The sequence below is a fragment of the Acinetobacter sp. N1-1 genome, from assembly GCF_056711485.1.
In genome coordinates this window covers 1-8,243 of record NZ_JBWXUO010000007.1, presented here as the reverse complement: position 1 = coordinate 8,243, position 8,243 = coordinate 1, and the positions used below count along the sequence as shown (strand labels likewise).

Below are 8,243 nucleotides of genomic sequence, written 5' to 3'. Positions count from 1 at the left end.
AATTGCGCTTATGCGAACCACTTTGGACTAAATTTTTTAAAATCAAATATTTATGTTACCTTTCCCCGTCAGCGCAAGACAGGAAAACCGACTTGTTTCCAAGTCGGCTTTTTTTTAGGCGGTTTTGGTACTTATTGCCAATAAAAATTAGCTAAATTTACAAATTTGTATTAACATTTTTGTATTAATAAAAATTGATGTAATGATGGAAATAGAGTTTTCATGGGATCCCCATAAGGCAAATATCAACCTAAAAAAGCACGGTGTAGCATTCGAGGATGCAACATTAGTTTTTTATGATGCTCATGCCGTCTATAAACAAGATCGTTTTGAAAATGGTGAATATCGCTGGCAAGCGATAGGTCTCGTACATGGGCAAACTATTTTATTGGTTGCTCACACTGTACAAGATCATGATGGAATTGATCATATCCGTATCATTTCAGCACGACAGGCAGAGAGAAAAGAGAGGAAGCAATATGAACAAAACCGTTAAATACAAAGTGGACTTAAATCGTCCTCCTGTCTTATCTGATGAACAAAAAGCAAGACTTGAGGCTTTAGCAGAACGTCCAGACAATGAGATAGATTTTTCTGATATTCCAAGATTAGATGAAAAATTTTGGAAAAATGCTGTTAAAAACCCGTTCTATAAGCCAACTAAACAAATGACAACTATACGAATAGATTCAGATGTTATGCAATGGTTAAAAGCCCAAGGAAAAGGTTATCAAACACGTATGAATAAAATTCTACGTGATGCAATGCTACAAGATTTAAAAAATCATTAGTAAGTATTAGCTTAAATTACTTTTAATTTAAGCTAATAAAACTCAGAGTAAAAATTAGAATCTAGCGTTTAAAAAATCCTTCAACTAACCAACCACGAGCTGTACTAGCTGCCTGTCTATAAGTTAAAATTTCCTGGTATTCTGGAGAAGCATACCAAGCACGTGCATTACTAATATCAGGAAACTGTAAGACTACAACAAAACCATCAAGATCATCAGCACCCTCAATCTTATGAACATCATCATTAAGAACTAATAAATCACCACCATAAGGTAAAAAGGTATCAGCTACTCTTTCTTGATATGGCTTCATTTCCTCAGGATCATGAACAAGAACATTAAAAATAAAATATGCAGGTTTAGAATTTTTCATAAGTATCTTTATTTCTTTATAAGAAGTTTAGTATGTAAGAAGAAACTAAAATAAAAGAACAAAGAAAACAAGATAACGAGCAAAACGGCTGTTATCTGATTTGGACGGCACTTTCACACCCCCTAATTAATTTTTGCTTGTTTCAGCCAATTAATAATTGTTCTACGGCTTACTTTTAGCTGTTCAGCAATTTTAGTGTTATTAACACCTTTAATATGCATTTTTACCGCTTCATGGCGTATATCACTATATTGTGCAGATCGAGCCTTACCACCTTTAACATTTGCACCCAACTTATTTGCTTTTATTGCACCATTTTTTCCACGATGAGCTTGTTTTCTACTAAATAGCTTCTGAAACTCTACACTATGATGATTTCGCCACACCCATTTTGCTACACTTTTCGCTGTGGCTTTCACTTCTGAATATGGCAATGGTGCTATAAACTCACCATTTGCGCTCTGAGCCATTTTAAGCACTTCGCCATACCAATTATTATAACCATCCTCTAAATGCGCTCTAATCGCTTTATATGCCCAAAAACGGACACAATCAAACATCGCGCAGTTACGTCCTAAGCCTGATGCTTCTTTTTCAGTAGTTTTAGGCTTCGTTTCTAAATCGACATAATCAGCAAGTTCATCAAGCTCAAAGGGTATCGAATTAAGTAAGCTCACCTCCCAATCGTTATCTATCGGATTCTTAGTGAGTAAGCCTGTATAACCTACATCTGCACCTAGCTTGTGTGCATAGCTCTGTTCAATCGCAGCCGCATAGCGTAAGGGTTTCAACCTTGCATTTGCTGTTTTACAGATGGGTGTTTTTAGCTCATAACAGACATGGCAATGCCCATTGCTCTTATTTTTAGCAATCCATGTGGGTAATGGAAGATCTGCATCCACATAATGTAAATATGCGTCTGAAGCATCAATGTCAAAGATCAGATAATTGACCAAGTGCGGTGGATTAACTTGGATGAGAGGGAGTTTAATCGCGTGATGCTTTGAGCGGATCAGCGTTGCTGTGCCTTTGCCATAACTACAGTACGGCTTATGAGGCAGATTATTAATAAATTTTGTTTTAAAAATCGGATCAATGTTCATTTCGCAAGCTCACTGGCTTGCGATGTAATACATTACTGTTATAATGATTCAACATGCTAGCGTTCCAAAGCTGATTAGCGTGTACAATCAAAGCCCATGCTCTCGCCAAAGAATTCGGGCTTTTTTTGTGCCTGCAAATCGCTGATTAACAAAAAAAGTATATGGTTTTCTTAAATTACACGTGTTTTTAACCACATGCAACATATGATGCATTGCACCAAATGATAAAGAATTTTGAAAAGCATTTCTTCCATAGATACAACAGCGAAAAATTTACAATTTATATCCCACTAATACATTCACCAGAAATTAGTACTTAAGATAGTTAACTTTTAAGTGAGTATTAAGTAAAAAGAATTAGATTATTCATACTTCGAAAAAATATTGGATGCTAATGCCTAGCATACTGATTGGTAAAATCACCAATCTAATGATTGAACAAGTAATGCGGTTGAAAATATCATTCGCTTACAATAAAGAAAAGAAAAATATTTCTCTTCAGATGACTCCGTAAAAAGTGATTTACTTAGCAATATTAAATGCTACGAAGAAATGGAAAATACCAATGCAAAATTGGTGTTTAAAAATAAGTTAGTCTACGGCTAAAAAGATCATCTATAAAAATCTAACTTACACAAAGTACATGCTTACATTAAAGGAATTATAAGCGTTGCAACGACAAACAAAATATATTGCACTTCTAGTGGCACTTACATTTTTTATGGAAAATTTAGATGCCACAATTATCGTAACCGCGTTACCAACCATAGCCAAGACCTTCAATGTTATGCCTATCGACCTAAATATTGGAATTAGTGCATATCTATTGGCAGTCGCTACCTTTATCCCTATAAGTGGCTGGCTAGCAGACCGCTTTGGAGCAAAAACTATATTTATGAGTGCAATTGTACTTTTTACAATTGCCTCAGTTTTATGTGGCTTAAGTACAAATTTAGAGATGTTTATATGTTCTCGAATACTTCAGGGCATAGGGGGCGCAATGATGGTTCCTGTTGGACGACTAGTTGTTGTCCGTAAAGCACCAAAGAATGAATTGGTTCAAGCAATCGCCTACATCACATGGCCAGGTCTTGTTGCTCCAATTATCGGGCCTGCTTTAGGTGGAATGATTGTTACACATACTTCATGGCAATGGATTTTTTATATTAATATCCCATTAGGAATTGCCGCTACTTATGCCACGTATAAACTAATTGAAAATGTAAAAAATAGCGATATTGATCAATTTGATTTCATAGGATTTATTTTATTAGCGACATCTTGTTTAAGCATTATGTACGCCATGGAAAAACTAGGACAGCAATTAGATCATATGTTGCCATACTTACTATTGGCTGCATTTGGTGTTGGTACTTTCATTATTGCAACTGCATATATGAAACGCATTAAATACCCATTACTTAAGTTTGATGCATTTAAACATGAAACATTCTCTGTCAGTATCATTGGCGGATCAGTCTTTAGAATTTCAATGAGCGCAATTCCGTTCTTACTTCCACTTTTATTCCAACTTTCCTTCGGTTTAAATGCTTTTCAGGCAGGCTTATTAATTCTAACAGTTTTCGTTGGAAACTTAGCTATGAAACCTTTTACCACAAGACTAATGGAATACTTCGGGTTTAGACGAATTTTAATTGCAAATGGAATAATTGGTGCATGCACAATTGCTAGTTCAGCGTTATTTACGCCTCAAACACCGTGGGTAGTAATGATTGTACTTATGTTTATTAGTGGTCTAAGCCGATCTTTACAATTCACTTGTTACAATAGCCTTAGCTTTGCAGATGTATTACCCAAAGATAAAAGATATGCTACTACTCAATTTAGCTTATTCTTCCAAATTAGTTTAGGCATTGGTGTTGCTCTTGCTGCATTGCTTTTACGTGCAACTATGTATTTTCATGGGCATGCTCACGCAGAATTAATTGATTTCCAAATAACATTCTTAATGATTGCAGTCTTTTCTCTGCTAGCTTTAATAGATGCTTTTCGATTAGCCAAAGATGCAGGCGACAGTGTAAGTGGACATCAACGTGCTTTAAATTAACTAGTAGTTAGCCTAACCACTTTAACTTGTACAAGAATACATTTACACAGTTCTTGTACATGAAAAGGTAACATCTTTCCGACTACAGATAGAATTAGATAAAATATTTCCTAAACTTCAAATCAATTCGCAATAACGCAGTAGTTTCTCCCATTCTTATCGCTATAGTTACACTTTTGTGGATTCACCCGGACACACACTTGCTTGTCACATTGAGAAACCGTTTCTTCATTGAGTCCACGATAGCTATTCAGAAAACTCTTTTGTTGTTGAACCTCTTTGTAATTCGGTAAATAGAGAAATACACCTAAGACCAATGCACAAAACACCACAAGCTGACCAATAAAAAAACCAACGTAATGTGTCCAACTTAATCTCTTAAAATTACTCTCAACCTGTTTTGCCTCATCCCTAACTTCTTGAGCTGTGTCTTCAGCGATTTGTTTTACGAGTTTCTGTACTTCTGTTGCGGTCTTTTCTTGTTGCATCTGCTGTGCAATCACAAGTGCATCAATTTGTTCTTGCTGTTTTTTAGCAATCAATAATAAGCGATAGGCTTCTTGTTCATTCTTCGTGTAATCATTCAGGTTTGGCATTGAATTATCTTCTATTCATTGGTTCGATTTTACATCCCATGATCAAAACCACGGTCAGGTTCTTTTTTAGGGCTTGGCTCGTTTTTAGGGGATTGAGACCTCCTCACTTCTCTTTCAAGAGGTACAGCTTTATTGGCTTGGTATTCTTCCTCTTTTTCTTGTGCCAATCGCTCACGCGCTATCTGTGCCTGTTCTTGTTGTTCTAATCGCTTCGCTCGCTCTTGCTCGATCTGCTGTTGATGTTGATTTTCACGTGCTCTCTTTCTTTCATTCTCTAACCGTTCTTCTCGTTTTTTACGAGAGTTCTCATGCTCAACATGCTGCATCCACCGTTCAATCATCAGATCATACTGTTCTTGTGCCTGAGCAAACTGTGGCACTTGCCTTTCAACATGTTGAAGCCCTTGTGCCATTTTTTGATCAAAGGATTTTTGTTGAGCAAGTTCTTTCTTGAGTTCGTTAGATTGGCTCGGAAGCAATTTCGGTTCAGGCTCTCGATCAATACCCTGTGCTTTGAGGCTTTTCATGCTAATACGTGTATCAACCCCAGCCTGTTCAAGATGGTGATTGACGATGTTTTCCCATCGTCCACGGAGTGCCTTTAATTCTTCTCGCCTTGTTTGTGGATCTTTACCTGTATTGTCTTTTTTTAATCCGCCACGTTCAGGATACTTGGCATTGTAACGTTTAAAATATTGTTGTGGATCTCGTTCGAGATCATCACGTACGCGTTCATTAAACATCAAATGCACATGCGGTTGATCTAAGTCATCAAGGGCTTTCGGGGTATGGATTGCATATTGATATGCGTATTTATCGCCAATCTCTTGTTTAATCCAACTTTCAACCAATGCCAGTCTTTGCTTTTCGTCCAATTCTCTAGGTAAAGCAATTTCAAATTCGCGATAGGTACTGCCATTTTTTCGTTCAAAAAGATCGGCTGAACGCCAAAATTCGATGGGATCATTTTCAGCCCATTTCGGCATATTGCCAAAACCTGTAGCTTCTAGCTTCTCTTTTTGAAGTCGCTTTTCATACTCACCTAATCGAGCAATGTATGCTGCATGGGGTGATGCTTTTCCCACTTTCCCAACTTTGTTACGGAAGTGAACCACAGCCATTTTTTATGTCCTATTCAGGGTGCTTTTGCTTTTTTAGAACCGTTTAATCTTTTTAATTTCTCACAGGTGAAAATTAAAAATGATTAAATGGGGCTGGGGTTAAGGGGGGAGTGCCCCCTTACGCGAGTTTCTGCACGAAGTGAGAAACGTCTAATCGCGCCCTCAAAAATTTTGAGGGAAAACCTCCGAAAACATTTCTGAATCTTAGCATAGAATGGAACATTTTATGCTAAGGTGAAGTAGGTTGAGGGGGTTCTGCATCATGAAAAAAATAGACCAAAAATGGTTAGAAAATCGAGTTAAGTATATACAAGCACTTAAAGCACCAAATGCAATACAGCAAGCCTTAATTGAGCTGTATTCACTCAGTGATAGAACCCCTGATCAACAACAAAATTTAGATAAACTGATCATTGCAGAAAAAAACTCATATGACGATGATACCCAGAGCATCAAACAAAAAAGAAAAGCGAGCGAGGAATCAGAGAAGAAACGGAAACAACGCGCTCACCAACTCATTAAATTAGGAGCATTGGTTGAAATTGCTGGTTTGCTTGATGCAGATCCAGCTTTGATTTTAGGGACTTTACTTGAAGTACATGAAATGTCAGATAGTAAAAAAGCCTATCTATATAAGAATGGGCTCTCAAAGTTAGTAAAATAGGTACTCCATCACACCTTATTTTTTACTCTTAAAATTTTATATATTGTTGATACACAGTATCTTTTTCAGAATGATGTTTCATCAAAACATATAGTTCTTCTAAAGATTTAATATGAGCTTCACATTTTTCAAATTCCTTTCCTACTCTCCTGTATTCCTTCGTAAATGGATCAGTTTCAGAATTTAACCAACCTAAGAAATCATCATTAGATAAGCTAAAATCTAGCTTAGGCTTATTAAATCTAACTTTTAGATCTTCATCCAAAGCTATATTTTTATAATCCTCTGTAGAAATTGAATCTGTCATAGATATATGTCTAAGATGTTGACGTCTATCAAACCTAACAACCTGATTCGCAAAAGTTAACTCAGAAAAAATCCATGGTGATTTTAAAAGATCTTGATTTTCAATGGAATCTTCAACTGTTAAAGAGCTCTCAGTTCCAAGGAAAATAAATAACTCTGAATTTTCAATCATACGATGTAATGCAGCATTTAAAATCATATAAACAGTTGCTGTCGAAAAGTTTCTCTTTTGATAACTATAGGTATCACTATGCGTAAACTTACAGTATTTTTCATCTATTTCTTTTAATAAATCAAAAGCATTACCCCAAACACAAGAATCTACAAAAACTTTGAATCCCATATTTTCCAAAGATACTGCCAAAGAAATTACTTTATCTTCATCAACATGGGCATGAGATAAAAAGATATCGGCCTCAAGTTCAGGGAATAAGTGTTCTTGAATTTTTGTTGCACTCAAAATACTATCTTTATTAAGAATATATTCATGAAGTCCATTCAAAAGATCTTTATTGTTTTTTTTAAAGCGATCTTTGTCAGACTGATCAATATCTATATCAAACTGGTCAAAATCTTCAATTTCAAGGCTAAGATACACTTATCACTACTCCCTATTAAGCTATATGAAATTAGTATTAATACTAACAGAGAAGGATAAAAAAGATACAAAGAAGGAGAGTTAAGAACTTCCCGAACTTTAGGAGTTGCTTTGCTTAGCTTATCTGAATCAATTTTCAAATTAGATAATGATATATTATTATTAGAAGTCGCATCATTATACATTTTACGAAAGGCTCTCTCTAAACGTAAAAAGTAAAAATGAAAACTAGCAAAGAAAATACAAGGAATAATGAAAATCCACCATTTAAAGTCCACACCATCACTGGCTGAAAAAGCTAATAAAGCAGTTAATGTTGTTAAAGATGCCGTTTGAATAGCTAATATATAATTAGACATCCGTCCAATTATCGTTTGAAGAATATTTAAATAAGCAATAGCCAGATTCAAATTTTCAGTGTTTATGTCCATAGTATCTAGTTCTCTTTAATATAAATTTACCTTATTCTAAAAATACAAACAATATCTTTGATATCAAAGTAGATACTCTAGTTACCCCTTGTTTAACATAATTGCACTTATGCGAACTGCATAAATAAAAATATTTAAAATTCAAATATTTATGTTACATTTCACCGTCAGCGCAAGACAGGAAAACCGACT

10 protein-coding genes are annotated in these 8,243 nt (G+C 35.4%); 4 read left to right on the top strand and 6 right to left on the bottom strand.

Annotated elements, in window-relative coordinates; genetic code table 11:
• Window positions 1-205 precede the first annotated feature (205 nt).
• Both AC1MPL_RS00200 and AC1MPL_RS00195 read left to right on the top strand, forming a co-directional pair.
• Window positions 206-496: a BrnT family toxin gene (locus AC1MPL_RS00200; RefSeq protein ID WP_479763291.1), complete on the top strand. Its 291-nt coding sequence runs from the start codon at window positions 206-208 to the stop codon at window positions 494-496.
• Window positions 480-791 (top strand): BrnA antitoxin family protein, encoded by a 312-nt coding sequence (locus AC1MPL_RS00195; RefSeq protein WP_479763290.1) that lies wholly within the window; start codon window positions 480-482, stop codon window positions 789-791. Before AC1MPL_RS00200 ends, AC1MPL_RS00195 begins: the two co-directional genes overlap by 17 nt.
• 61 nt (window positions 792-852) lie before the next feature.
• On the opposite strand, the gene AC1MPL_RS00190 is transcribed toward AC1MPL_RS00195, so the two are convergent.
• Complete coding sequence (locus AC1MPL_RS00190; protein WP_479763289.1) at window positions 853-1,164, bottom strand: DUF1330 domain-containing protein; 312 nt, start codon at window positions 1,162-1,164, stop codon at window positions 853-855.
• 122 nt (window positions 1,165-1,286) lie between these two features.
• Window positions 1,287-2,267: a replication initiation protein gene (locus AC1MPL_RS00185; RefSeq protein WP_479763287.1), complete on the bottom strand. Its 981-nt coding sequence runs from the start codon at window positions 2,265-2,267 to the stop codon at window positions 1,287-1,289.
• Between the two features lie 670 nt (window positions 2,268-2,937).
• Here AC1MPL_RS00185 and AC1MPL_RS00180 point away from each other — a divergent pair.
• Window positions 2,938-4,335: a DHA2 family efflux MFS transporter permease subunit gene (locus AC1MPL_RS00180; protein WP_479763285.1), complete on the top strand. Its 1,398-nt coding sequence runs from the start codon at window positions 2,938-2,940 to the stop codon at window positions 4,333-4,335.
• A gap of 122 nt (window positions 4,336-4,457) precedes the next feature.
• On the opposite strand, the gene AC1MPL_RS00175 is transcribed toward AC1MPL_RS00180, so the two are convergent.
• Window positions 4,458-4,931: a hypothetical protein gene (locus AC1MPL_RS00175; RefSeq protein WP_479763283.1), complete on the bottom strand. Its 474-nt coding sequence runs from the start codon at window positions 4,929-4,931 to the stop codon at window positions 4,458-4,460.
• A gap of 29 nt (window positions 4,932-4,960) precedes the next feature.
• On the bottom strand, window positions 4,961-6,052 hold the full coding sequence (locus AC1MPL_RS00170) for a MobA/MobL family protein (protein ID WP_479763281.1): 1,092 nt from the start codon (window positions 6,050-6,052) through the stop codon (window positions 4,961-4,963).
• 262 nt (window positions 6,053-6,314) lie between these two features.
• On the opposite strand from AC1MPL_RS00170, the gene AC1MPL_RS00165 reads away from it, so the two are divergent.
• Window positions 6,315-6,716, top strand: a complete 402-nt coding sequence (locus tag AC1MPL_RS00165) for a conjugal transfer protein TraD (protein WP_479763280.1) — start codon at window positions 6,315-6,317, stop codon at window positions 6,714-6,716.
• 28 nt (window positions 6,717-6,744) lie between these two features.
• Here AC1MPL_RS00165 and AC1MPL_RS00160 read toward each other — a convergent pair whose 3' ends face one another.
• Both AC1MPL_RS00160 and AC1MPL_RS00155 read right to left on the bottom strand, forming a co-directional pair.
• Window positions 6,745-7,620: a hypothetical protein gene (locus AC1MPL_RS00160; protein ID WP_479763279.1), complete on the bottom strand. Its 876-nt coding sequence runs from the start codon at window positions 7,618-7,620 to the stop codon at window positions 6,745-6,747.
• The gene (locus AC1MPL_RS00155; protein ID WP_479763277.1) at window positions 7,575-8,051 is read right to left on the bottom strand and encodes a hypothetical protein; all 477 of its coding nucleotides are present in this window, start codon (window positions 8,049-8,051) and stop codon (window positions 7,575-7,577) included. Before AC1MPL_RS00155 ends, AC1MPL_RS00160 begins: the two co-directional genes overlap by 46 nt.
• Between the last annotated feature and the right edge of the window lie 192 nt (window positions 8,052-8,243).